The sequence below is a fragment of the Rhizobium etli 8C-3 genome (assembly GCF_001908375.1).
GTDB classification, from domain to species: Bacteria; Pseudomonadota; Alphaproteobacteria; order Rhizobiales; family Rhizobiaceae; genus Rhizobium; species Rhizobium etli_B.
Map to the genome: position 1 here is coordinate 253,818 of NZ_CP017242.1, position 24,074 is coordinate 277,891.

20 protein-coding genes and 3 pseudogenes are annotated in these 24,074 nt (G+C 58.7%); 9 read left to right on the forward strand and 14 right to left on the reverse strand.

The window, feature by feature from the left end; translation table 11 throughout:
- Nucleotides 1–29: 29 nt before the first annotated feature.
- Complete coding sequence (gene repC / locus AM571_RS21650; RefSeq protein WP_074063554.1) at nucleotides 30–1,274, forward strand: plasmid replication protein RepC; 1,245 nt, start codon at nucleotides 30–32, stop codon at nucleotides 1,272–1,274.
- A complete protein-coding gene (locus AM571_RS21655) occupies nucleotides 1,252–2,598 on the forward strand; it encodes a hypothetical protein (RefSeq protein ID WP_155774500.1) in 1,347 nt (448 codons plus the stop codon). Before repC ends, AM571_RS21655 begins: the two co-directional genes overlap by 23 nt.
- 249 nt (nucleotides 2,599–2,847) lie before the next feature.
- On the opposite strand, the pseudogene AM571_RS21660 reads toward AM571_RS21655, so the two are convergent.
- A pseudogene (locus AM571_RS21660) lies at nucleotides 2,848–3,335 on the reverse strand (Tn3 family transposase); the annotation flags it as partial.
- A gap of 524 nt (nucleotides 3,336–3,859) precedes the next feature.
- On the opposite strand from AM571_RS21660, the pseudogene AM571_RS21670 reads away from it, so the two are divergent.
- Nucleotides 3,860–4,262, forward strand: a pseudogene (locus AM571_RS21670) (type II toxin-antitoxin system VapC family toxin).
- 15 nt (nucleotides 4,263–4,277) lie between these two features.
- Nucleotides 4,278–4,386, forward strand: a pseudogene (locus tag AM571_RS38430) (integrase); the annotation flags it as partial.
- 324 nt (nucleotides 4,387–4,710) lie between these two features.
- On the opposite strand, the gene AM571_RS21675 reads toward AM571_RS38430, so the two are convergent.
- Both AM571_RS21675 and AM571_RS21680 read right to left on the reverse strand, forming a co-directional pair.
- Nucleotides 4,711–5,337: a VirC2 family conjugal transfer protein gene (locus AM571_RS21675; protein ID WP_074063558.1), complete on the reverse strand. Its 627-nt coding sequence runs from the start codon at nucleotides 5,335–5,337 to the stop codon at nucleotides 4,711–4,713.
- A 1-nt stretch (nucleotide 5,338) separates the two neighbouring features.
- On the reverse strand, nucleotides 5,339–6,034 hold the full coding sequence (locus AM571_RS21680) for a conjugal transfer ATPase VirC1 (RefSeq protein WP_074063559.1): 696 nt from the start codon (nucleotides 6,032–6,034) through the stop codon (nucleotides 5,339–5,341).
- 263 nt (nucleotides 6,035–6,297) lie between these two features.
- Here AM571_RS21680 and AM571_RS21685 point away from each other — a divergent pair, with 263 nt between their 5' ends.
- From AM571_RS21685 to AM571_RS36435, 5 genes are all read left to right on the forward strand, one after another.
- The gene (locus AM571_RS21685; protein WP_155774501.1) at nucleotides 6,298–6,798 is read left to right on the forward strand and encodes a DNA mobilization endonuclease VirD1/MobC family subunit; all 501 of its coding nucleotides are present in this window, start codon (nucleotides 6,298–6,300) and stop codon (nucleotides 6,796–6,798) included.
- A gap of 4 nt (nucleotides 6,799–6,802) precedes the next feature.
- Entirely contained in the window at nucleotides 6,803–8,962 is a 2,160-nt protein-coding gene (locus AM571_RS21690; RefSeq protein WP_074063560.1) for a relaxase/mobilization nuclease domain-containing protein, read from the forward strand.
- Between the two features lie 39 nt (nucleotides 8,963–9,001).
- Nucleotides 9,002–11,008, forward strand: coding sequence for a type IV secretion system ATPase VirD4 (gene virD4, locus AM571_RS21695; protein ID WP_074063561.1), 2,007 nt, complete (start codon nucleotides 9,002–9,004; stop codon nucleotides 11,006–11,008).
- Nucleotides 11,009–11,468: 460 nt separating this feature from the next.
- Complete coding sequence (locus tag AM571_RS21700; RefSeq protein WP_074063562.1) at nucleotides 11,469–11,657, forward strand: hypothetical protein; 189 nt, start codon at nucleotides 11,469–11,471, stop codon at nucleotides 11,655–11,657.
- A 102-nt stretch (nucleotides 11,658–11,759) separates the two neighbouring features.
- Nucleotides 11,760–12,809, forward strand: coding sequence for a hypothetical protein (locus AM571_RS36435; RefSeq protein ID WP_155774502.1), 1,050 nt, complete (start codon nucleotides 11,760–11,762; stop codon nucleotides 12,807–12,809).
- 136 nt (nucleotides 12,810–12,945) lie between these two features.
- Here AM571_RS36435 and AM571_RS21710 read toward each other — a convergent pair whose 3' ends face one another.
- From AM571_RS21710 to AM571_RS21755, 11 genes are all read right to left on the reverse strand, one after another.
- The gene (locus AM571_RS21710) at nucleotides 12,946–14,364 is read right to left on the reverse strand and encodes a zeta toxin family protein (protein ID WP_196776343.1); all 1,419 of its coding nucleotides are present in this window, start codon (nucleotides 14,362–14,364) and stop codon (nucleotides 12,946–12,948) included.
- A complete protein-coding gene (locus tag AM571_RS21715; protein WP_074063565.1) occupies nucleotides 14,361–14,684 on the reverse strand; it encodes a hypothetical protein in 324 nt (107 codons plus the stop codon). Before AM571_RS21715 ends, AM571_RS21710 begins: the two co-directional genes overlap by 4 nt.
- A 32-nt stretch (nucleotides 14,685–14,716) precedes the next feature.
- Nucleotides 14,717–15,802 carry a P-type DNA transfer ATPase VirB11 gene (virB11, locus tag AM571_RS21720; protein ID WP_081377178.1) on the reverse strand — a complete coding sequence of 362 codons (1,086 nt, stop codon included), beginning with the start codon at nucleotides 15,800–15,802 and terminating at the stop codon, nucleotides 14,717–14,719.
- Nucleotides 15,799–17,166, reverse strand: coding sequence for a TrbI/VirB10 family protein (locus AM571_RS21725; RefSeq protein WP_237358574.1), 1,368 nt, complete (start codon nucleotides 17,164–17,166; stop codon nucleotides 15,799–15,801). The genes virB11 and AM571_RS21725 overlap by 4 nt, the downstream gene beginning before the upstream one ends.
- Entirely contained in the window at nucleotides 17,156–17,977 is an 822-nt protein-coding gene (locus AM571_RS21730) for a TrbG/VirB9 family P-type conjugative transfer protein (protein ID WP_237358575.1), read from the reverse strand. Before AM571_RS21730 ends, AM571_RS21725 begins: the two co-directional genes overlap by 11 nt.
- A 270-nt stretch (nucleotides 17,978–18,247) precedes the next feature.
- Complete coding sequence (locus tag AM571_RS21735; RefSeq protein ID WP_074063567.1) at nucleotides 18,248–18,976, reverse strand: virB8 family protein; 729 nt, start codon at nucleotides 18,974–18,976, stop codon at nucleotides 18,248–18,250.
- The gene (locus tag AM571_RS21740; RefSeq protein ID WP_155774503.1) at nucleotides 18,973–20,469 is read right to left on the reverse strand and encodes a type IV secretion system protein; all 1,497 of its coding nucleotides are present in this window, start codon (nucleotides 20,467–20,469) and stop codon (nucleotides 18,973–18,975) included. Before AM571_RS21740 ends, AM571_RS21735 begins: the two co-directional genes overlap by 4 nt.
- Before the next feature lie 5 nt (nucleotides 20,470–20,474).
- Nucleotides 20,475–21,278 carry a type IV secretion system protein gene (locus AM571_RS21745; protein WP_074063569.1) on the reverse strand — a complete coding sequence of 268 codons (804 nt, stop codon included), beginning with the start codon at nucleotides 21,276–21,278 and terminating at the stop codon, nucleotides 20,475–20,477.
- A complete protein-coding gene (locus AM571_RS37030; protein ID WP_196776344.1) occupies nucleotides 21,275–21,418 on the reverse strand; it encodes a hypothetical protein in 144 nt (47 codons plus the stop codon). Before AM571_RS37030 ends, AM571_RS21745 begins: the two co-directional genes overlap by 4 nt.
- Nucleotides 21,415–23,775, reverse strand: coding sequence for a DUF87 domain-containing protein (locus AM571_RS21750; RefSeq protein WP_237358576.1), 2,361 nt, complete (start codon nucleotides 23,773–23,775; stop codon nucleotides 21,415–21,417). The genes AM571_RS37030 and AM571_RS21750 overlap by 4 nt, the downstream gene beginning before the upstream one ends.
- On the reverse strand, nucleotides 23,768–24,043 hold the full coding sequence (locus AM571_RS21755) for a VirB3 family type IV secretion system protein (protein WP_074063570.1): 276 nt from the start codon (nucleotides 24,041–24,043) through the stop codon (nucleotides 23,768–23,770). Before AM571_RS21755 ends, AM571_RS21750 begins: the two co-directional genes overlap by 8 nt.
- Nucleotides 24,044–24,074 lie beyond the last annotated feature (31 nt).

Below are 24,074 nucleotides of genomic sequence, written 5' to 3' on the forward strand. Positions count from 1 at the left end.
TCTTTTGCCTTTTTGAAAGGTGAGAAAAGATGGAAGCGGGAGATGTGACGACGCCTTTCGGGCGGCGGGCGGTGACGCTTGCGCAGGTGAAAGGACAGATCGCGGTAGGAAGCACACTTACGCGCCAACCAGTCGATAAGTGGAAGGTGCTGCGCGATCTCTGCGACGCGCGCGCGGAGCTCGGGTTGCGTGATCGCGCGATCGCCGTTCTCACCGCGCTTTTGTCTTTTCACCCGGCGATCGAGCTGTCCGCGGACCAAAACCTGATCGTCTTTCCGTCCAACGCACAGCTTTCGGCGCGTGCGAACGGCATTGCGGGAACGACGTTGCGCGAAAATCTCAACTTGCTTGTCAAGGCCGGGATCATCCATCGGCGCGATAGTCCGAATGGCAAGCGCTACGCTCGCAAGGGCGATGACGGGCGGCTGGAGGCGGCCTACGGCTTCAGCCTGGCGCCACTCCTTGCCCGGGCCACGGAGTTTGCCGTCCTGGCACAGGCAGTTGTCGCGCAGCGCCGGCAGATGCGTATCCTGCGCGAACGCATCACCCTGCTGCGGCGCGATGTCCGCAAGCTGATCTCGGCGGTGTCGGAAGAAGTTTCCGGTATCGACTGGTCGGATATCGAGGCCGATTTCCGCGCTCTGATCGCAACAGCGTCCCGCGCCAGATGTGCCAAGGTTCTGTCGGAGGCGGAGCAGGCATTCGCGCGCATGAAGCAGGACATCCTCAACCGCTTGGAAAATTACTGGAAAACAGAAAAAACAGACACCAATGGCAACGAAAGCCGTTTCCACATACAGAATCAAAAACCCGAATCCATTCATGATTTTGAACGGGCTTTGGAAGGAAAGCCAGGCAACGGGGAGACCGGTTCGGCCTTGCCCGACATGCCGGTTGCCGAAACACCAGCGGTGGCGAACGAGCCGAATGTTCCACCGCTCGGCATGGTGACGCGATACTGCCCGGATATCGTCGCCTATGGCCCGCGGGGCCAGGTTTCCAACTGGCGCGAACTGATGGCGGCGGCCGTCGTGGTCCGATCGATGCTGGGCGTCAGTCCCTCTGCCTATCAGGAAGCTTGTGAGGTCATGGGGCCGGAGCGCGCGGCGACGGTGATAGCCTGCATCCTCGAACGGGCAGGCCAGATCAATTCGGCCGGCGGATATCTCAGGACATTGACGCGTAAGGCCGTCCGTGGCGAGTTTTCGCTTGTGTCGATGATGATGGCCGCAGCGCAGGAGCGCAAGAACGTTGGCGGTTGCCTTCAAACGTAGCCGATTTAGTGCCGATCAGCGCTTCGCTTTATGTCAGGATGAAACGATAAACGGATGTCAGCGAGGTGTTCATATGGAAAAATCCGTGATTCACTTAGGCAAGAGGAGGCGCTCTGACGAAGGCGTCGAGCAAAGCCGGCCTGGTAAACCACGCCGATCGCTGCGCCTTGCCGGAGAGCCGGTCGAGTATAAGGGGCTGGAGACGGATCGCCTGAAAAGGACGAGGCCGAGCGCCGATGCCGCCGTTATGGACGATGGTGCCGCAAATGGTCCTGCTGTGGACATCGCTCCGCGACCGGAGAAGAAGCTGAGCGGGGCTGGCATCAACGCGCTAGCGCTCGAAACCTTCGAACTGATGGGGACGTATTCCGCGCTCGGAGATCTCGGGGATGGCACGCGCAACCTGACGAAGTATCGCTTGTTGTCGAAAGGCTTTTCCGAGGTGGTGGACAAATCTCGGTACCTCGCGAAAATTGAAACAACCCTCCACGCGGTCAGCTTGACGAAGACGTTCATCGAGAGCGCTCATGTCAAACGTCGCCTCGATGACAAAAGTAGTTTCCTAGAATACGAGGCTTCGGACGGCGAAGGCAACCCGGCCACCTGGTCGAAGAAGTATCTCGCCGATCATGTGGACGATATTTATGCGGTAATGAAATTCAGCGGTCGCGAGTATAATGCCTCGTTGCTGAGTGCCGCCTTGCGGGCCCCCGATGGTATGGAAAAAGGCAGGATGCTGCATCAGTTCGCGCTCAACGCTGCGCAGTTCGATCCCCAGCAGCACAAGTCGATCGCCGACGCCGCGGTGAACATCCTGAAAGGCGGAGGAAGCGGCGCCTTTTTGTCTGCAAAGGCTTTCTTGCTTTTGAAAGATCATGCGATAGGCAACGCAGACTTGGGTGGTCATATCGAGAGGCATGGACAGGAGCTTGCCGTTCGGCGCGCCGCCGAATCGGACCTGCATCAAATTCTTTCGAAGGCGGAAGATGAGCTTGACCGATTACCCAACCCGCTCAACAAAATCGCTAGGGCGGCGTCGGACCTGTCTCTCAAATATGATTGGTGCAAATTCAACAAAAGTGTCGAGATGCGTTACGGGGAAGCGCCTGATTTCGACAAGCTTATGGTGCGAGAGCTGTCATCGACGCCGCTGCCTGTCTCGATCTCGGATGTGGCCCTGAAAATTGGTGCGAAGTTCGAGGATGCAATGAGTTACAGGCAGGCTGAGACGTTGCTGACGGAAAGGACGAAGGAGGTCTCCTCGCCCAGCGAGAAGCGGGCTGAACTGGCCGGCAGGTCGCAGACAGCCGCACGCGGAGATTAGCTTGAGGTCCTCACCTTAGGTGATTGGCTCGCGAAAACTCCACCGTGCCTTCGCATGCAGCGTTGGCAATCATCGTTCCGACCAATGTGCCTTCTCCACTCGTGAAGATATAACGGGAACAAGCCAAAACCGTTGGCTATCGTTGTAGTTATTCTCTTTACCGACGAACGACGGGGGCCAGCATGCGCATCCGCTGACTATCAATCTTTACAGATGGTTTCTTGACTGCATCGGAAATCATCGTCTCCAGATCGCGCGATATCGGGCAGCCCAATTCCGCTCGATGAGAGGTTCCTTTATCGTGTCGGTGATCAATGGACGCAGATTGGCTGGCGCACTTCCCGGATCAAAAACATAAAACCGTTTGGACGGCAGATCCCTGATGTGCGGGATAAACGCAAAACCAGTGATCGAGCAGGCGGCAAAGACGTGATCCGTAAAGCCGCCCGTATCAGCATATTGCTCGTGTATACATTTTCCAGTCTCGTTCATCAGGAGACCATAGGAAATATAAGGTGCTTCACTTGCGGTAGCCGGGATCACTTGTGTGGAGAATGGCGCATACTGGTCCGAGACATGGCTGTAGGCTTTCAAGCCTGGCTCGTTTCCATATTTCGCCTTGATCAGATTTCATTGCCTCCCCCTTTTCGCTGATGCGGAAGAACTGGCCGTCGCTTGAAGCGGTCGGCCGCCATCGGCAATTTGGCATGTGCCTCGACGATCATTGCGAAGGCTCGATTGTAGCAATTATCTTGTCGTGCCGACATTTCTCCACAAGTCGACAAGCCAAATCCTCGTTGGTGAGTTATTCAGCGATCGTGTTCACTTGTCTGGAGACATCAATCCAGACGTCGATCTTTTGCCAATCGTCCGAAAATTGGCGGTTCACAATCGAAATGCCCGCACGTTCAACTCGTCATCGTCCATAGATGCCGAATTATCTGCAACTTGAGTCTCGCGCAGGATAGCCTTGATCTTTTGGGCCATTCGGAAGCAGTACCAAGGATTGCAAAATACCGTCTGCTCCGTCAATTGGGGGGCGTCGTCAAGTCTAAAGGTACCCCGTCCAGATTTAGCGCTCTCGAACTCGGAGCGGCTGACACCGATTACGAGAAGGACATGATCTTCCCGATACCAGACGGAAACCTCCTTCGCGTCAGTATGATGCAATAGGTACTTGAAAGCGACAAGGGCCTGCTCGCCGACTCGCCGATGCGGTCGAGGCGCGCGCCAAGACCACGAGCCGCGGCATGGCCTTCTGATGTATCTGGTTGACACCAATCGTTTCGGACGCGCGACGGCACGCCACAGGCGGTTTGCCTGGCTGCGTTCGGCCGACCCGCTCAGCATCCATCTGAGCGCGCTGACCCTCGGCGAAATCATGCGCGGCATTGCGCTGAAACAGAAGTTGGATCCGAAGGCCCGCTCAGCTCACCGAATGGCTGCGCAAGCTTAGCCACGACCATGGTGACCGCATCCTGCCGGTGACCGACCACATCGCCGTCGAATGGGGCCGCATCGCCACGATCCGGCCGCGTGGTGACATCGACGGGTTGATCGCCGCGATCGCGATCGTCCACGACCTGATCCTGGTCACAGGCAACTTCAAGGATTTCGAAGACACGGACGCATCGGTGATCAATCCGTGGGAGACACCGGCGTGAGCAGTGAAGTCGCGGGCGGCAATTTCCGTCAATACTCGCAAGGCCTATGCCGCTGACTGGAAGCATTTTACCGCTCGGTGCCGCCGGCAGAACCTCACCCCCGGATCCGCAGGTGGTCGGTCTACGAAAGCATTTCTTATCTTTCTGCGCCCAGCCTATTATACCGCGTCAAACAGCTCCTCAGCAAATATCGAGCGGTACGACCGGTTGAGTGCGGTGGGTGATCCGCTTGAGAAGCTCTACGAGGCGGAGAGGACGGCAAAACGAAGGATACGATGATCGGTGTGGACTTGGCAAAGAACGTCATCCAGATCCACGGTGCTTCGACGGCAGGGCATTTGAAGTTTCGAAGAAGCTGTCTCGGCTCCAACTCATGCATGTTTGCTTGTTGTCCATCAGCATCTTCAGCTTTATCGCCTGGACCGATCGTCTTTGACCGCACGGGACTCTACCGCCGCTCCCGTGCGAAAAAGCTTGCCAGTGCGGCTGTTGCCAGCTTGAAGCCGAAGGCCCGTCGACTCTCCAGGCCCACGGGATCGAAATGCGCCCGCGCAATCGTCAGCAACGATGTCGGCATCATGCGCGACGTCAGCACGAGGGCGTCTGCAGCTTCGCTGCTCTGATAGTTCGTCGGTTGCTTCTGGAATGTGCCATCGCTCAGCATTTCCTCGTAGTCCTCGAGTGCCTTGCGCAGTATCATCTGAAGCGCCTTCTGCGACGAATACTGCCTGATCAGGATGTCGAAGACGGACGATGTTTTCGGCGCTGGAACGAGCGCCGAGACGAAGACCTGCACTTTCTTTACCTCCTTGCGTCTCGTTGCGGGGGCGGGCGCAGGCGTGGTCTTCTCTGCTTGTCTCAGCCTCTGCGGCGCAACCGGCTCGCGGGCCTGGGCTGCTTCGTCGCCGGCGGCTGCCTTCAACTTCGTCGAAGGCGGCGGAACTACGAACGACGTGACGGAATTGTCCGCAGCGCCGTCTCCACCGGACTTTGTCATTTTTTCAGTGGCAGTCGCTCGGATGGCGGCAAGGCGTCTTGCCTCCGCCACGGTCAACTCCGGCTTGCGGATCGCCATGCTACTGTCCCAGTGCCTCGTGCATGAAGCGGGAAAGAAGCCTCAGGTCTTCCATGGCAGCATCGAGATTTCGCAGCATTAGCCGCATGCCGGGATCGACGCGGGCGTTGCGCAGGCTGAGATGCAGCATGCCCCGGTCTTTCATCGCGGCAAAGGCGTCGCGCTCAAACATCGGTTGTTTGGTCAAAGGCAGCGCGGTCAGCATGTCGGACACCTTGCGCTGCGACGTCGTCAGCCGGCCGATCGGCACGCGTTGCTGCAGGATCGCCGTTGGAATGACCAGGTTTTCACTCAGCAGCAACTCGATGATGTAGCGGTAGGTGGCCAGCGCCTCGTCGACATCGAGCGGCGTCAGCATTGTCGGCACAAGCAGAAAGTTCGAGCTGGCGATAATCGTGTTGTTGAGCTCGCTGGATCCACCGTGCGTGTCGGCGAGGGCATAGTCGAATTTTCGCGCCTCGGCTTCGTCATAGGCCTTTTCCAGCAGCGGAAGGTCGTCGGCGGTAAAGACCTCGCATCGGCTGTCCCAGGTATTGCGCGTGACCGCGTTTTCCTTCCATCGCGTCAGCGGGCGGTTCTCGTCGGCCTCGAAAAGAGCAATGGTCTTGCCTTCCATCGCCAGGGCCGAGCACAGCCCCATCAATGCGGTGGTCTTACCGGCGCCTCCCTTGAAGGAGCAGCACGTGATCAGCTTCATCAAAAACCTTCCCGCTGCATTTTTGCAGATCGCTAGAATAGAAAAGTAAACGTGTAATATTGTTTATTCGTACAGAGCGTATAAGGCCAATTCAATAGCGATAACATGCCTATAGAGATGGAATTGGTTTCAGTTGTAATTCGAAAGATTGGCGATCTTGAATTAGATGTTGACCCAACGCAGATGTTTCCTGCACCTTCATTGCCATTGAGGTGAAAACTTTATTGATCGACTGATTTCACGAAATTTTATTGGATGCTCTGATGTCATACAAAGAACCGATGCTGCTGCCCGACGAGGTGGCGACCACCCTTGTCCGCGGACGCAAGCAACCGTCGGATCTGCACGGATACAAGATAGTCAGCGTTCGACTGCGGGAAGCGGAATTCGATGCTTTCTCCGAGCAGGCAAGTACGCTCGGCCTGACCAACAACATGGCGCTGCGTATCGCAGCCCGCAGGATCGGGGGCTTTCTCGAGGTCAATGACGGTACGCAGGATTGCCTTGAGGAAATGATCCGCACGATCGGTGACATCTCCCGAAAGATCGCCGACCTGAACGATTCCTACACAAAGAGCGGCAAGGTCGATATGAAGGAATTCGAGGCGTTGCACGCATCCTTCGGCTACAAGTTTGCGCGATTGGATGCGACGCTGATGTCGATGCTGAATGTCGCGCGTCGCCGCCTCGATGGCAGGCTTCAACTCACGGACGCAGCGAAAAGCATGATGCCCGAAGCGGACAGGTCCTTCGGGAAGGTGTGATATCATGGCACACCAGGCGATCATTCATGTGGTGCGTGGCGGTGGCGCGCGCACAGTCTCGCGGATTTGTTCGCAGTGGAAATATCTGACCCGCCGTGGACACGTAAGACTTCAGTTTTCCGCGCGCCACGGCAACGCGATCATGCCCTACAGCGAGCTGGAAGAGTGGGCGCGGCTATGGGCCGGCCAGCATGGCAACTATATAGACGGCCAGCTTGTTTCCGATGGCGACGAGGACATGACGTCACACATCGTGGTGTCCTTCCCCCGGTTCCGTGATTTCGCGCCGCCCGGCTATGACGTCGAAAACGATCCGGAGAACAGAAGGCAGGCCTATCAGGACGCTGCCTGTCGCGCCGGTCGCGAATGGGCGCGTTCGATGTTCGGCACCACTCTGGCAGGAACGCTCGAGCACCTCGAGTTTGACTACGTCACCGCTTTCCACACGGACCGTGAGCATCCGCATCTGCATGTCATCGTCAATCGCCGCGCCTTTGACGAGGACCGTTCGCGGGGAGGGCACCCTTTGTTGTGGGTGGCCCCGGGCAACGAGCTGATGAACTACGACCTCATGCGTAGAGAACTCGTCACGGTGGCCCGTCATCATGGAATCGATCTTGAAGCCACGTCCCGCGCCAACCGTGGTCTACCGGGACGCTCGACGTCGATCGCGCAGACCTACATACGTGCGCGGGAAAGGGATATCAGGAATTACTTCCCGCCAGCCGATCCGACGGCGCAGGTGCCAGAATGGGCGGGAACGGAGGAGGCAGGTCCGTTGACGGAGGCGGAAACGCACGCCCGGGCGCGAGAAGACATCCTTCTGCGCGAGCATTGGCCCGAGAACGAAATCACCAATTACCTCAATCCCGACGATTCCGATGACAGCGGATCGGATAGCAGCGACGACAGCTCGGATAGCGACAGCTCGTCTGGTAAGGGCGGTAACGGGTCCAATTCCAAGGCGGCAAGGGGAGCCCGCCGACGCGAACCAATCAATGCCGGCAAGCAGGCAGAAACGACAGGTGGGGCGACGGGCGGCGGCATGGCACCGCAGGGGCAGCAAGCGTCCAACGCGCCGGCCCAGTCTCAATTCGACGCGGCGACATTGAAAGACGCGACATCTCCGCAGGAGTTGCAGAGAGCCTATCATCTCGCGCAACAGCAGGCCGGTATCCCCGATGAGGGCGGTCCCGGTCCTGCGACGATTGAGGCCAGGGAGCGCATGTTGCAGCAGATGCGGGCCGCCCAGCAGGCGCCCACCTCCGGAGGCGGATCGGGCAGTGGCGGCGGCTCCGAGCGCCAGCCGCCGGGCGACACAATTCGCCCGATCGGTTCCGTACCGGTCTTGCCAGCGCCGGGCGGGCCGCCGGATCAGGCGCAAACCGGACCTGTACCTGTGGCCGCCACCAGTGGAGCGCCGCCGCACGGCGATGCCATGCGGGTCGATAATCCAGGCCATGGACAATCCGAACAATCGCGGCTCAACGAGTCGATCCTCAGTGAAGTGGCCGAACAGCAGGCGCGTCAGCGTGACGATGCTCGGAGACAGCGGGAGGCCGATGTTCTCAACAACGACGGCAATGGGCGAAAGCGTCGCCGCGGACGGGGCGGACGTAGGGAGGTGGATGACGGGCGCAGGAACGAAGCCGAAACCGCCCGTGCCGCCGCTCGTGGCGCGCGCCGGCGTCAGGCTGAAACGGACCCCGCAACGCTCGCGGCACACAGCGCCATCGAGACCCGCGCCCAGCGCTCGCGCCGCGAGAATGCCGAGCGGGAGGAGGCGCGCAGGGTGGCCCGGGCGCGCCGACGGGGAGACGACATCGATCGTGTCGTCAAGACACGTGCCCAGGCTGCCCAGGAGGCGGCGAACGTTCGGCCCCCCAACGCGACAGGCGCCTTTCCACCTCAACAGCAGCTGCTGTTCACCTTTACTGTGAACCCGCCGCAGGGGGGCGAGCCGATCGAGGATGTAGAGCGACAGGGGCCAGTAACCCGCGCCCAGCACCGCCGGCGGCAGGAAGAGATCGCTGCTTCAAATCAGGCGCCGGCGCCGGCCAATGCGTCGGGCAACCAGGGCGGCGGGGGAGATGCGCGCACCGCGGGCGATGATGCGACGAAACGCAAGAACCCTCGAAAACGCGATCACGACAGCACGCGTTGATCCGCAACCAAGGGATATGATAACAGAGGGATCTGAGAGATGGATACGAAGGGAAAATTGCAGACGCTTCTTTTCGGGCTGGTCTTCGGCGTCGTTGTCGGCTTGTTCCTGGCAACACTCTACGCCGGCTTCCAGAATGGCGTCAACGCTTCCGTCATCGAGAACTTCGACCTGCTTGCTTACTGGTGGGAGACGCCTCTCTACAAGGGCTATCCTACACAGGTTTTCATCCGCGGCCTATGGATCATCGGCTTCACGGCTATCCTTGTTCCGATGGTGCTTGCGGTCTTTCTCTTTCGGAATGGTCAGCATCACGGGACGGCGCGTTGGGCGCGGTTCGGGGAGCTCGTTCCGGGCGGCTACATCAAGAAATATGGCCGCATCAACGGTCCGATATTCGGCAAAACATCCGGACCGCGTGGTTTCGGACGCTATCTGACCAACGGCGACCAGCCCCATAGTCTGGTGGTCGCACCGACGCGCGCCGGCAAGGGCGTCGGCGTCGTCATTCCAACCTTGCTGACTTTCGACGGTTCGATCCTGGCGCTTGATGTGAAGGGCGAACTCTTCGAGATGACCTCGCGCTCTCGCCTTGCCCGCGGCGACCGCGTTTACAAGTTTTCTCCGTTCGATCCGCAAGGGCGCACGCACAGCTACAACCCGGTTCTCGACCTCGTCAATATGCCCGAGGATCGCCGCTTCAGCGAAACCCGCCGCCTTGCCCACAATTTGATCGAGGCCAAGGGCAAGGGCTCGGAAGGCTTCATCGATGGCGCGCGTGATCTGTTCGTGGCGGGTATCCTTGCCTGCATCGAGCGCGGCACACCGACTATCGGCGCCGTCTACGACCTGTTCGCGCAGCCCGGCGAGAAGTACAAACTGTTTGCCCAGCTCGCCGAGGAGACGAAGACCGTCGAGGCGCAGCGCATCTTCGACAACATGGCCGGCAACGATACCAAGATCCTTACGTCCTACACCTCGGTCCTCGGCGACGGCGGCCTCAACCTTTGGGCCGACCCGCTCATCAAGGCGGCGACGACCACCTCGGATTTCTCGATCTACGATTTGCGCCGCGATCCGACGTCGATCTTTCTGTGTGTGAGCCCGAACGATCTCGAGGTCATCGCGCCGCTGGTGCGACTATTCTTCCAGCAGATCGTCTCAATCCTGCAGCGCACCATGCCAGGCAAGGACGAAACGTTCGAGGTCCTGTTCCTGCTCGACGAGTTCAAGCATCTCGGCAAACTGGAACTGATCGAAACTGCGATTACCACGATCGCCGGTTACAAGGGGCGCTTCATGTTCATCATCCAAAGCCTGTCGGCCCTGACAGGCGCCTACGAGGAATCCGGCAAGCAGAATTTTCTCAGTAACACCGGCTTGCAGGTCTTCATGGCGACGGCCGACGACGAGACGCCGACCTATATTTCAAAATCGATCGGTGAATATACCTACAAGGAGAGGTCGACTTCCTTCAGCACGAGCAACATGTTTGACACCAATGTTTCGATTTCGAACCAGGGCGCGCAGCTGCTGCGACCAGAGCAGGTCCGCATCATCGATGACGCTACGGAGATCGTCCTCATCAAGGGTCAGCCGCCGGTGAAGCTGCACAAGGTCAAGTATTATTCCGACCGTATTCTAAAAAAGCTGTTCGAGGCGCAGAAGGGACCGCTGCCGGAGCCAGCTCCCATCGATCACAGCCAGTTCGCGCCGCAGCCCGCTTCGCAGCCGGCTCCCGCCTTGGAGCCTCTGCCATTGCCGAAAATGCCAGTGCAGTCCGGCATGCCGGCCGCGGTCGATCTGCCGATGTATCAAAGCCAGCCGCAGGACGACCCGCCGGCCGGAGGGGAGGGCGACGGTGGCGCAGGATGGAACTATGGCGAGGAACAAGTCAGCCCTGCCCCCGCCGAGCCCCATTACATCGAGCCGGAGCCCCCAGGCCCGAGCGAGGAAGAGCTTCGCGCTCTCGCCGCGCAGCAAGCTTTGCTCGACCGTATCATCTCCCTGCAGGCCCGTGAAGTTGCGATCTCTCACGAGGTCTGAGACGCATTTAGGGCAACCGTATTACACCTGAAATTGTAATACACTTTACGCGCCTCGGTATCGTTAAGTAGTATTCTGTGCAAGCGGAGTGAAGAATCCGGACGCTAAACGCCGGTTGGCGACGCATATAACTATTGGGTGAAACAGACGACCGCAGCTTCTGGAGCTGCGTATGGGAAGGAGTTCAGAGAATGGCAGACCCTTCAACGGAGGCAAATGATGGAGGCGTCGCGCCTGCCAGAGAATCCAACGCTCCCGTCTCGTCGGCGTCATCCGAAGAACGCAGTCGCCCGAGCCGCGGTGAGCTCCAAGAACAGATGAACGCGACAGCAATGGCACGCGGGCTGAATCTCCGTCCACCGAGTCGTTGCCGTTGAGGCGAGGTCGAGATCTCGCATCCCCGATCCCGGGCTGCGGAAGAGCCCGTCAGTATCCAGAAAATCGACGAAAGGAAAACGTCATGACCGATGGGAAATCGACGCGGACCGCGACGTCGCAGGCGGCTGAAACGCGGTCACCCGAACTTCCGCGAGGTAGCTGCTTCCTGTCTGACCGGATGAGCGTGACGGAAGAAGAATGGCAATCGTTGCTCGAACAGGCAAAGGAGCTGGCGCAGCGTGCCGAGCTTGACGACGAAAGCGGCCGATAACGGTGAAACTTTGAAAAAGCGGCTTGATGGCTCAGATATCCGCAATTGGATCGCTGCAGAGGTCGGCAAGCTGCTTGAACAGCGGCGAGAGGAGCTTTTGTGGTGGCCGAAGAGCAAAATGGCTTGAGGCGTTTTTTCAGGAAGGTGAAGGACGTCTTCAATCGAAAGGACAAGCCTGAAACAGGACGCGACAGACCTCTGCCGCCGCTGCCTACTGCTCCTCGTCAGCGTCATCCTGCTGCGAAGGAGATTACCCCTGATCAAATCGGACCACCAAAAGGTGAGATCAGCCGCACCGACTTTCTCAGGCCGATCGATGGCACACCGCCTCCAAGGCTCCCGACCGCCGCTATCAATAGCCCGCCGGCGTCGCTGACATACGCGTCCGATCTGCCGCGGCCGCTTCACGGAGGGTTGGACGATCCGTCGCGCGTTTCACCGATTGTGGAAAGTTTTCGTGAGGCGCACGGTTCAGACCGGAGCAGCGATTTCAGTCAATCGGCTTCCGCTCAACAACCCGCTGGGAATGAGACATCGCGGTTTTCCGCCTGGTCGACCAATTCCGGGTTGTCGGATGTTGCCACTGCCCACGACGATATGTTCGACGGGCTAGACGAAAACCCTCTGAAACGGAGGTCGTCGGTTGCGGAACATCGAGATGTTTCGCCTCGATGGGGTGCTTCGTCCTCCACTTTGTCACCCGTAACGGATAGCCTGTCGGGTTCGACGCTGGGCACGTCCCCGTCGATCGACGGCCTGCAGACGCCCGATGCGGTCGCGGGAGAAGGTTACTTCGGCGAAATCCCGATTTATCTTGATCCAGCCTCGCAGGAGCAAGCGCAGGCTGATAGCAGGAAAATTGTAAGATTACGGAAGCCGTCGAGAGAGGAGATAAAGCTAGTTACCGTCAGCGGTTCGGAAAGCGCGCCGCAGTCTCCTCGCTCTGCTGCATCGACAGGCACACAACCGCTGCGACAAGACGTCTCTCGCGCACCGACGCCGACCGATGAAACGGCGAACCGCGGCCTCGATATTCTGCTGCCCAGAACCTATTCCCCGCCTTCCCGCTCGCCGAGATCGCGTTCGGATATCGAACAAGATCTCGTCGCCGCGCATACGGGCGATAGAGACCGCACGAGCCGGGACAGGTAGCAGACATGCCTGCCCGAGGCTTTGCGGCGGTAAAAGGTGACGGCTGGCAACTTCCAGACTTCCGAGGCGCCCGCACTGCTGTTCGACATGACATACGTGTTCGCCAATTCGCCAGATGGACGCAAAGATACAGAAATCAGCGATTATTGCCTTCGGCGCGACTGCGAACGTTCAGCGCAGGTCTTTGCTTACTTCCCTGTGCCGCCCGCGGGACTGCTGGCATGACGCTCTGCGCCGGATATGTGATTGTGGCATCGTTGTTTGGACGTTGACCGGGACCCGACTGTTGGTCTATGCCACTACGAACGTCTGGCGGTAGTCTCAGTCTTTTTAGCGAAGGTCCCGTTCGGCCCGTTTCGATGCTTCCCTGTGCCAACTGACCGAAATCGCGTTTTCGTTTGGCGGTCGCTGCGGCTTGGGGACCTTGTCCAAGATATGCGATTCCTGCAGTGCCAGCGTGGCGTTGATCGGCTATACCAAACGTGGCGTCACGATATTGCCGAAGCTTCGCATCGAATTCCTTTGACAAATCAAATCTCTTGGCGATCTCGCTGTATCTATTCAGGTCGCCACCGATGCGCTTTTTCCAGCTATTCAGAACGTCTTTGCTATATTTTCTGTCCTTGTTAAAAATATCGACGCGACTGGCCGGGTTCGCCAAGTATCTGGTGTGCATTTGTTGATCGCTCTTCAGGTCGATGTAGGATCCAAAGTGCTTGTTCAAAAGATTGTTCGTCGCGGATTTATTCCACGATTCTATCGATTTCTTCGCGGCGGTGTCGTCGATTTCTCGGTGACGTTCGAGAAGAAGAGTATCAAGTCCTTGTGTGACCTCTTTCCACTGTGTACTCCCGTCTTGCTGCCGAACGAGTTCGTTATCATACATGATAATGCCGTCCCGTCGGGTAATAACGATGCGATCATACTGCTTTTTCTGTTCAGCTTCGAAAACGGCGTAAGCCCAACCTCCATAGCAATCAGCGTGTATGTCACGAGACATGACAACGTTGGTTCCGATATGTCCATTTCTGCGCAGCGCCTCATCGGCCCGAGCCACAACACCAGTCCAGCTTTGGTAGCTTGGCGTCGCAATGACATGCAATTCGGTCCGATAGCCTTGTTTTTTCCAGTAGTCAGTGGAGGCTGCACTTGAATCTGGCACCGCCCGCTCCGAGATTACATTCGCCCTCATGCGCGCAGCGCGACTTAACAGCTCGCGTCCAAAACCGGGATCTGCATCTCTGCCCCAAGTCAGTGCTTGATCGGGGAGTACTTCTGCAAGCTCGATGTAACCCGGGACATAGGCAACAAAGTCATCACCACAGCATTTCTGCGTTGGTCCCGACAATCCCATTTCGGCCTGTTTGATTGCCGTGGATTTACCGCTGCCGGGCTCCCCGGCCACCGTGATGTGGGTTGGTTGCTTCAAAGCTTGTCCTGTTTGCTCCTTGACGCCGAGATCAGGGATAATCCTGTTCTCGTAGATCGAAATCGCCATGTCCTTTGACAATGCCATTGGACCGTTGGATTGAAAATTTTTGAAAATCTCGTTCAATTTCTCCATTCCCCGGCAAGTTTGCTGATGACTTCATTCAAGTGACGGATTTCCTCCGATAGGGCGGCCGCGTAGACCGCGTTGCCTCCGAGCGTCAGGAGTTTCTCCGCAAGAGCTGTTCGTTTCACGTTTATCTGAGGCCAAGCCGGATGGTTCTTGACGGCTTCTCCAAACGAGCCGTATTCGAGACTGATCAGCCGTCCTGTCAGCAAAAGGAACGATTGATGCGCGTCGTTGACGATCTGGAAAGCGGGCCTGTCGGCATACTCGCCGTTCAGGCCGAGTTCCTGCCCTGTCCGGCCGTCGATTCCCCGAGCCATGGCGGTTCACCTTTTTTACTGTACCGATGCCATTATGGATGATCCTCGTCCTGCGAGGGCAGGTAGATTTCCAGAACGCCGCGTTTGCCGTTGCGGCGGCCGACCTGGATGACGAGGTCGATCGTTCGTTTGGCGTAGGAGACGATTTCGCCATGCGACAGCCTAACACCCGAGCGCATTACCATCAGCGCCAGTCGGTCGAAGGCCAGCGCCGGGCTATCGGCATGGATGGTCGTGATTGCCCCGGGATGGCCTGTGTTGATCGCCTCCAAAAAGTCGTAGGCCTCGATGCCGCGGATTTCCCCGAGGATGATTCGGTCCGGGCGCATGCGCAGGCAGCTTTCGAGAAGCTTTGAGGGCATACGTGGCGAGTTCGCCTTGCGGTCGGAGATCAGCCCAACTTGGTTTCGATGTGGCGGAAAAAGTTCCTGTGCGTCTTCGATGGTGATCAGCCGTTCGTTGACATCCATCATCTCGATCAGGGACCGTGCCACGGTGGTCTTGCCGGAGGAGGTGCCGCCGGCGATTAGGATGTTGAAGTTCTCGTTAATCGCCCGGCGGAAGAGCTCCTGCAAGTTTCCGGCTTCAGCCAGGGCAAGAATGTTGCTGTGGCGCTCGCGCCGCTCGTCATCGATGCGGATCTGACCGCCACTGACGAAGCTGATCTGCTGGCTGTCGAGCGCCCGCGTCAGGTACTTGCGGATCGACAGCGACACGCCATGCTCGACCGCGGGCTCCACCACGACCTGTACCCGCTGTGGTGAGCCCCAGACGTTGACCCGGCCGGAAACGATCGGGTTCAGCGCGCCGAGCGTGTTGCGCGTCTCGCCGGCCAGCTGCGCGCCGAGGCGCTTGATCGCATGCGCGGACAGTGACACGTCTATCTCGTGCATATGGGAAGCGCCCGATGTCTCAACGAAGATCGAGCCGTCTGGGTTGATGACGACTTCGTTGATCCTGTCGTTCGTTAGGTAATCCTTCAGCGGGCTCAGATATTGCTCGACGTAGGAAATCTCCCGCGGGCGGGGGGGCTGGTCGTGATGCCTGGCCCCCACCCCGCTCTTGTGTTCGTCATGATGATGGTTGTTGTTGTGATGGTGCTGATGATGATGGCTCATGTGAACAAAAGATCCCGGTTGACGAAAATGCGAATTTCTTCGCCCTGAGGGACGCGGATGATGGGTGGCAGCGACAGGTACTCGCCCAGCACCTCGCTGGCCTGACCTCCGATCCCATTGCCGATTTCGCCTGCTGCCTCGGCCCCCGGGTTGATGGTCACGTTCGTGCCGGAACCGTTTTCGGAATCCGAATCACCACCGCTCGCCTCGAGCAGGGTGGGGACGGCGGTGATCGTGCTGATCAGGGCGGCTGCGCCGAATTTCTTGAAGTAGCGGTTATCGACATTGCCGAGCGTACCGGAGCGGCCGAGCCGGTCGGTTCCGATCGACCCGAGCGCGATCGACTTGCCCTCCGGCGTCACGGCGCGGTTCCACGCGATCATCACGCGCTTTTGCTCGAGTTTCACGTCGTTGTTGAACTCGCCGATCAGGATGGTGCCTTCCGGCATCATGATCCGCGAACCATCAAACGAGTAAACCGGCTCCGTTATCTGAGCGCGCAGACTGCCGGGCAGGCTCGTGTCGATCGCGGTTTCCAGGACGGCCGAGATGATCGTGCCCTGGACAACCATGCTCGAAGGTTCGGTCAGATCTTCCGAAACGGACGTTTCGACGACACTGTCCGCATTGGCCTTCAGAAAGCGCTTATTTCTGTCGAGCTCCTCGCTGAGATCGCCGGTTTCACGATCGTCGTCGAGCGGAACGTCATCTTCGCCTTCATCGACGATGACGGCATCGGATTCGCGCTGCTTCTGGTCCAGGTCCTTCATCTGTTTCAGGGATTCCTCCTGCTGCCGCGCAACCTCCTCCGCGCGCCTGCGCAATTCGTTTGCCTGATCGGCTTCCGCCTTGAGACGGGCGTTCTCTTCCGCCATTTCCTTGCGCTGAGTTTCCAGCTGCCGAGCGACCGAGGCGTTATAGTCGGACAGCATTTTCTTGATCTGCTCGTTGGAGACGCCAGGCTGGCGGTTGCGTTCCATGAGCGCGATCTGCTCCTGAAGCGCCCTTAGTTTTTCGTTCAGGGCACGGTTGGGGTCCTCTTCCGGCTTCTCGATGACTGGATCGGCCGGAACAACGAAATCGAGCTTCACCGGTTCGTTCGCTTCCTTGTCCACCTTGAGGTCGATCTGCGACGTCCTTTGCGTCTCCACCGGCGTGACGCCGAAGATTTGCAGGGCGGCGGATGGGCCGGCGATGGCGACCACAAGGAGGCCGCCAGTGAGTAGCAGAGCACCGGTCACGATGAGTTTCATGTTCGCGGCCCTGGAGCTGCCGCGCTGGCGTGCGCGCCTGACAGCCACCTGCTGTTCCCGCTCGGAATTGATCACATTATCGGACTTTGCGTTCTGTTCGTTATCGCGCATCGGCAATCTCCATGCGGCTCATGAAACCGCGTTTCTGCCTGACGGCACTCTTTGCGCCGATGCAGACGAACTGGTCGCCGATACGCATCACCCAAAAATCGCTCGTGCCGTCGACGATGACCAGGTTCCCGCGTGTACGGGAATTGACGAGCTCTTCCTTCTTGTCGGCACCGACCTTGAAGATTGCCGGACGCTGTGCTCCCGGCGGCAGGAAGAACGTCGTCTGTCGGCCGTTGTCCTGAACCCATCCGGGACGAAATTTGGCCGCGCCCGACACCAGGTAGTCGGTGTTGACTGGGGCGATGTCCGGGTCGGCCTGAACAGGCTTCGGCTTCTTCTCGTCGGGATAGGTAAACACCGTCCGGAACAGCGTCGCGCTCTCGTTCCCAGAAGCGGCTGCTCCGTGCGAGCGCAGGTCGAACGAGTAGACGCGCTTGTCGGTGTAGATCGTCATATTCGTCGTCGCGGTCGGGATGATCGGCTTGATGCTGACGACATTGCCGCTCTTCAGCTTCACCACCTCCCAGGAGGAGCTGTCGCCGATCAGGATCGACTGGACTTCCTCGCCGCTGGCGAACTGCAACGCAGTGACCGACTTCAAGTGAAGGTCGAGCCGATACACTTTCTTGTCGTCATAGGCATAGGTCCTGATCCGTGGATCGGCGGCGGCGGCCGGGGCATGCGTGGTCTTGGCGGGGACTGCGGCAGGCGAACGAGAGGCAGCGGCCGCGGGCGTCGAAACCTCGTCAGCGGCAAGGGCCGGAACTACGACGACGCAGGCCATGAGAATTGTTATAGTTCTTTTCAACATTCAGAAGTTCCTTGTGCGCAATTGTTTGCTGGACGCCTCCAGGCGATCCGAAACGACCGGGAAGCCGAGGGCACGGTCCCACCGTGAGGTCTGGACCGTCAGCTTGTACAAATCGGGAACCGAAGCTGGCTTCGGCTAAACGGCCAGAAAGGATACCGTCGGTTCGCCGGTTCCCGAGAGGATATTGCCGGCGAAGGCCGGAGTGAAAAAATGCAGAAAACAAAGTAAAAAGTAATTTTACGAATCATCTAAGCCATCCTTCAATCAGTTCTATCCGGAAGTCTCCGCGTCGATGCGGTAGGAGGTCACCGTGAAGCCGAGCGGATTTTTCCAGATGTCCGCAAGCGTCGCATCCTCCTTCGGCTGGAAGAGATAGCCGACGGTAACGACGAAGCTGCGCTCGGCGGTTTGCCGGCCTTTTTCCTCGCGATACTTGGTGATCCGTACGCGGGCGACATCGCTGGCGCCGCGTTGGGTTGCGGGATTGATCGAGATGGACTTCACGATGACGCGAACGCGCGTGTTGTTGCCGTAGATTGTCGGCGGGTATTGTTGTGACGACGAAGACCACAGCTGCGAGAGGGTCTCAGCGGCGTTTTCCGATGAGCGCCTCATGACGTCAGGGATACGGACGGGGTTGTCAGCCGGATCGTAGGTCTCCCGGTCAACAACGTAGGACACCAGCTCGGACTGACGCACCGCGTCCTGCTGGTCCAGAGACGCCGGGCGAACCTGCGCGAGCTTTTCCGCCTCCCCTGTCGTCTTGTCGACCATGACGACGAAGGGGACCGTCTCCCTCAGTGGCAGGACCATGACGAGGCAACCTATGGCGAGCAGGCATGCGAAGGCCGAACCTACGGCGACCTTTGCCCAGTCGTTACGTTGCTGCCGAAGGGTGAAGAAAAGTTCGTCCTCGAAAGCGTGGTGAGCATCGGTCTCGGCTGCAGGCCTTTCAACTGGGACCCGCGGAAAGAGTCTTTCCAGAAATTGCGGCTTCATTCGTCGTCATCCTTGCGCTCTGTCGTGGAGCGTGCCTGTTCATTGACCGCCGAAGTCGGGATTACCCACTTTGCTGCCGAAGCGGCACTTATCGCTCTGTCGTCGACCGGGGTGGCGCTGGTTCGCCTATTTGTTGCTGGCGCGAGATTTGTCACCTTGATGGCCGAAGAGGGTGTTTTTGCCAAGGCGTCGTCCGACCTAACTCCTATTTTCGCGCCGTCGGTGACGGCGGCGGCCTTATGGGGATTCATTGCACCCTCCTTCGCCGGGCTGCGATGTCCAGCATACGGGTCGGCATGTTGGCTCGCACCGCCCTGGGCGGGGGCCGGACTTGTCGCCGGGATGGCTGAGAAGGGCGTATTCGCCAAGGGGTCGTTGGACTGAGTTTGTTTTTTCGCGCCGTCGGTGACGGCGGCGGCCTTGTGGGGATTCATTGCGCCCTTCTTCGCTGGGCTGCGATGTCCAACGTACGGATCGGACGGCCCCGCCTGGCGGCGAGATGCTCTTTCCTGCGCGCTTTGCTGCATGCCACGACCGTTGTCACGATCGCGATCGCGTTGGCGCGTACGCCGGGATTTGCCCGTCAGTGTTGCCTTAGTGCCCTCGTAGACTTGACGACCACTTGCCAGGCTCGCACCGACCGTTGCAACTGAAGCGCCTGCCAAGGTGGCGGCCATCGTCGGCACCTGCGATAACATGATGATCGCTGCGACCATCATGAAAATGAAGTAGAAGTAAGCAGCCTTGTTCTCGCTGCCCGCGTTGGACTGCGTGAGCATTTCACTTGCTATATATAAGACGAGAGCCATCAACATCCCGGTTATCAGAGGTATGCAAAGAAAGCCGCAGGCGAACCGCAGCCAGGTCTCGAAGTAGCTTTTGGTCTGATCCATCATGAGGAAAACGATGGCGAGCGGGGCCAATCCGACCGCCACCGCAAAACCGATTTTGCTGAATGCCACCAGTATCGCGGAAAGAGCAGTGAAAATTGCTGCGAGCACGAGTATCGCCGCACCAATCAGCAAGTGCTTTATCGTTTTTCCTATGTCTAATATTGAAATGTCTCTTATGTAGTCGTACGCAATCCAGACCAGAGCATGTGTGAATTCATCCATCGCCGTATACATGTCGCTTATGCGGCTTGGATCAAGTATGTCAGCCCTATGACTTGTTATTCCGCTAATAAAATACCTTAGTATTATTGCAACATAATCATCTGGGAGTCCTGTAAGGGCGTCATATATTAATTTGAAGTTTGCCCATATCGTAGCAAATGTATATATCAAGGTGAATCTGAGCGCCCACTGCATGTATTCTGAATAATTAATATGCCTGAATTGTATAAGCGTGTTCGCGGCAATGAAAATCAGGCCGACCAGGCCCATTGCCTGCAACAGGCTTCGCATCGGGACGGCGACTGCCGTGAAGACATCTTCGGCGTACTCGATCACCGTCTCATCGATGTGGGTCATGACGTCTACGATAAGGCCCATGACGATCACCTGTTGAAATTGACAAGGTTAGACCAACCGTCCTTGCCGCCTACCTCGGCGCCGAGGATCATGTAATAGGTCCCGGCGACCGAGGCGATCGCGGCTTGTGTGCGAAGGCTTTCATTCAGCTGTTGCGTCATTTCGATCATGACGCGCGTGTTGAGATCGACGCTGGTCTTGAGGTCGTTGCTGTTTTCGAGGGTCTCGAGATAGCCGCTGATGCGCGTCATGCTTTCGTTAGCGCGCTTGTAGCTTTCCTCGGCGGTGGAAGCGGCGATCGCGCCGTGGGCAGATGCGCGTGCCGCAAAGCCGAGGCTCACGGCTTTATCGTCCTTTAACTCGAACACGTCATCGAGCTTGTAGTTTGTCCTAAACTCGGTCAGCGCCGCCTTGACGCCTTCAGGCGCATCGACGGCGCCGTCGAGCGCGCTTGTCGCCATTTCCAGCAGACCCGTCCCGCCTTCACGGGCCAACACGTCCTCCTCGGTGTTGTGGAGGGGAATATCCCGTCGCCCGATGTGAGCGTCGCGAATACTATCAAGAGCAACCGTCTGCTTCATGACCGTTTCGACGAGCTGGGTAATGCCTCCGCCCAGGACCTTGGTCAGCTCGACGATCTTCATCAACTGCGTGATCGCACCCTTGTCGTAGGACTCCGTCGCCTCGTCCGGCTTGTTCGGAACTCCGCCGATGATCGGATCCAGCAGAGGATCGATAATGCTCTGGGCGTTCGCGGGGCGAGCCGTCCATAGGGCTGCAGTCGTGCAGGCTACGCTGCAAAGCATGGCGATTTTCAAGAAGCGGGTCATACGGCGGTTCCTTCCAGTACGTTGACGAATGCGGGTTCTTGCCACAGGCAGGCGCAGTTGTTGTTTCGCTCGGCCGGCACGGACTGGCATGAGGCGAGGGCCGTCAGCATCATCGCGAGCGCGATCCACTTGAGGTTCATTGCAGCATCTCCATCTGAAAATCGGGTCGGTCTCGCCAGCCGGCAGGTGCCTTTTCGCCGCGGCCGCCGCCCAGAATGCCCAGTCCCTTGCCCAGGGCCCCGAGGTCGAAGTCGAGCACCACGCTGTCGCTGCCGGATTTTAAGAGAACAAGGTGGTTGTCGACGTTGCTGATCTGCAGGAACGCGCTTTCGGACGGCGTAAGGTTGAGTGGCGCCAGCTCCGCTTCCGTGTTGAAGGAACTCGGATAGACGAGGCGGGTGACGGCGCTTTCGAGAATGGCGTCGCCGGCACGGCTATTCTTGATGTGCGAGACGCGCTGCGTGAGCAGGATGACCGCGACATTCTTCTTTCGCATCGTCAGCATCCAGTCCTTGAGGCGGGACTCGAAATAGGGATCGTCCAGCAGCTTCCACGCCTCGTCGAGGACGATGATCGTCGGTTGTTCGTCCTCGACCAGCCGCTCGATGCGGCGGAAGACGTAGCTCAGCCAAGCAGTGCGCACGATGTCGTTGTCGAAGATCTCGGACAGATCGAAAGCGGTGATGTGGCTGTTGAAGGCCAGCGTGTCCTTGTTTTTTCCGCCGAAAAGCCAGCTGAACTGGCCGGTGTCGTCCCAGCGACCGAGGCGCGTGTAAAGGTCGCCGTCGTCATCGGTGGCGCGCAGCTGGCTGCGGAATTCCTCGAAGTTCTGTAGGCGTGGGTCTGCCGTGGCGTTGGCCGTGGCCGCATCGCTGAGCGCCTGCAGCTGGATCGGCGTCAGCCTGGCGCCATCGTTCTGCGCGAGCGCGGAAAGCCAGTCGATCAGCCAAGCGACCCCGCGCGCATCGGATTCGGCCCGCATCGGATTGAAGTGCGTGTCCTCGCCCATCCGGACCGCTGAATAGTGGCCGCCCATGGCGCGCACGGCCATCTCGAAGCCGTTGTCCTTGTCGAACAGGATGGTGCGTGCATTGAGGCGCTGCGCCTGGCTGAGCAGGAATGCCGTACCAAGCGTCTTGCCGGAGCCCGTCTGGCCAAGCACGAGGGAATGGCCGACCGTTCTCTGGCCATGGCCGCCGGCGAGATGGAAGTTGAAGCGGAAAGTCTCGCCCCGTGCCGTCGGAAGGATCGTCACGGAATCGCCCCACGGGCTTTTCTCGACGGGGTTTCCCTTAGAGACGCCGTGCATGGCGCAGAACTGCGCAAAGTTCTGCGACGAGATCATCGCCGGACGGGTGCGATAGGCGAAATTGCCCGGGTGCTGGGCGAAGAAGACGGCGCGGGCCGCGAAATTCTCTCGCACGATCGCGGCGCCCGCGTCCTGCATTGCGCGGTTGACCTGGCTCATCGCGTTCTCTAGTTCCTCGATGCTTTGGCAAAACACGGCGATGCTGCAATGGTGATCGCCGAAGGTGACTCGGCCGGACGCTACGTCGTCTTCGGCTTCCTCGAGCTGTGCCATCAGCGAAACTGCGGCATCCTCTGCGGCGCGCATCTGCTTGCGAACGCGCGCGATCTTGCCTTGGGCGGCAATCGGGTCAATCGGCGTGAAGCTCTGGCTGATGACCGTATCGTAGGGGAGGTTCAGGCGATCGAAGATGCCCGGATATGTTTCACTTGGATAATCCTTGACAGAAATGATCGTGCCGTAGCGTCGGGTTTCACTGGCTGTTCCCTCGTATGTGAATACGCGACCCTGGAAACCGACGTTCGAGGAGGCGAGGAGATCCGCGACCGGCAGGAATTTGCGCCCGGGAACGACAATCGCGTCGCTTCCGGAAATGAGTGTCTTCAGAAGGCCGAGCCAACTGCCATCAGAGATTTTCAGGCGTGTCGGCTTGGCCTCGCTCAGACTTACCATGAAGCCTGAGATCATCTGGTCGAGCCTTGCAGCCCTCAGCGCAAGTTCTTCACGGCTGTGGACGTCCTTGCCGCGAACGAGCGACAGGAACTTGCTGATCTTGCGCGGAGGGCGGACCACAAGCGTCACCATGGTGATGCGGTTTCGAAGACCGATCGTCTGGAGATAGATCTGCCAGCGCCGGTCGATTTCCGCGCTGAACGGATCTGTTGCGATCGGCGGCATGCTCGGGCGGGTCTCAACCGAGATGCGGTGAACATAGTAGGCGACGTCGGCGCGCTGCTGCGCGATGAAGCGCGACACGGTGTTGGACAGGTCCATTGTATGGCGGTTGTCGATCGTGTCTGCGTTGATGCCCTCAACGATGAATGAGGCCATCAGATCACCGTCGCGCAGCAGCAGCGTCTTGTCGTCGATGATGCTGAGATAAGGCAAGCCGCCGACGAGCAGCGCGCTGTTATCCCGCCGTTTGCCCCTGACGCTTTTTGTCGCGCGTGTCGCAGGCGCCTCAAGCACGATACACCATCTCCTCACCACGCAGGATGCCGGGATTCATGCGCGTCTGCTGCATGGCGCAGATATAGGCTCCGATGAGCTTGGGATCATAGGCTGCAAGTGTCCTCAGCGCCGTGTATCCGACGCCGGAAGCAACGATGAGATAGGTGAGGGATCCGGTCAGGATGAATCCCAGCATCGAGATCATCATCAAAAGTATGAGATACATGACCGGAAGACCGGCGAAGGTGACTTCTCGGGTGAGGCCGATGAAAAGAGGTGTCCTCATTTTCTTGACTTTCTGATCTATTATGGAATGA